At 58.5% G+C, this 248-nt stretch carries 1 protein-coding gene; it reads right to left on the bottom strand.

Annotated elements, in window-relative coordinates:
• Positions 1-108: 108 nt before the first annotated feature.
• Positions 109-248, bottom strand: a 140-nt coding sequence (gene tnpB, locus C5L12_RS29345) for an IS66 family insertion sequence element accessory protein TnpB (RefSeq protein WP_205839409.1), incomplete at its 5' end; no start/stop codon positions are given.

Raw genomic sequence — 248 nt, forward strand, 5'->3', positions numbered from 1 at the left:
GCCGTCCGGATAGGGGTGCAGGGTGTCGTCGATCGGCGCCCCAAGTTTTATGAAGATTATCAATACGATAAAGTCGTCCGGTTGCCCGGAATTTGATGGAGGGATGCATTATGAAGCGCACTGTGCCCGCTTCGCCCGGAAGACATAGAGCGAGCCGTTGAACGGATCACTGCCGGCATCCCGCACCAGCGACAGCAAACTGTCCGGCCCTCTGCGGAAGTCGATGGGATGGCTGGCGAGGAAGACCT

The sequence above is a fragment of the Neorhizobium huautlense genome (assembly GCF_002968575.1).
In the GTDB taxonomy this organism is placed as follows: domain Bacteria; phylum Pseudomonadota; class Alphaproteobacteria; order Rhizobiales; family Rhizobiaceae; genus Neorhizobium; species Neorhizobium huautlense.